Annotated in this window: 1 protein-coding gene; it reads left to right on the plus strand. The window is 64.6% G+C overall.

What is annotated here, in order from left to right; genetic code table 11:
- On the plus strand, nucleotides 1-723 hold a 723-nt coding region (locus ENZ74_RS33465; RefSeq protein WP_127313369.1), incomplete at both ends, for an aldehyde dehydrogenase family protein.

Genomic DNA, 723 nt, shown 5'->3' on the forward strand with positions numbered 1-723 from the left:
GGCGCGGGCCGCGGGCTGCGCCGCCGTGGTCAAGCCTGCGTCGCAGACGCCGTATTCGGGTCTCGCCTGGGGCGCGCTCGCAGAGGAAGTCGGTTTCCCCAAGGGCGTCGTCAACATCCTGACCGGTTCGGCCAGCGAGATCGGCGACGAGATCTGCGCCAATCCGCTGGTGTCGAAGATCACTTTCACCGGCTCGACCGAGGTCGGCAAGCTTCTCATCCAGAAGTCGTCGGTCACCGTCAAGAAGGTGTCGATGGAACTCGGCGGCAACGCGCCGTTCATCGTTTTCGACGACGCCGACCTCGAGCGTGCCGTCGCCGGCGCCATCACCGCCAAGTACCGCAATTCCGGCCAGACCTGCGTTTGCACCAACCGCTTCCTTGTCCAGGCAGGTGTCTATGACAAGTTCGTCGAGAAGCTCGCTGCCGCCAGCAACGCGCTGAAGGTCGGCTCCGGCCTCGAGGACGGCGTGCAGCAGGGGCCGCTGATCGACGAGAAGGCGGTCGAGAAGGTCGAGGAACTGATCGCCGACGCCACATCAAAGGGCGGCAAGATCGTTGCCGGCGGCAAGCGCCATGCGCTCGGCGGTTCGTTCTTCCAGCCGACGGTCATCGCCAACGCGACACCCAAGATGCGCTTCATGAAGGAAGAGATCTTTGGCCCGGTCGCACCGGTGTTCAAGTTCGAGACCGAAGAGGAAGCCGTCGCCCTCGCCAACGACAC

Origin of the sequence: Mesorhizobium sp. M7A.F.Ca.CA.002.15.2.1 (assembly GCF_003998715.1) — a bacterium.
GTDB lineage: Bacteria > Pseudomonadota > Alphaproteobacteria > Rhizobiales > Rhizobiaceae > Mesorhizobium > Mesorhizobium ciceri.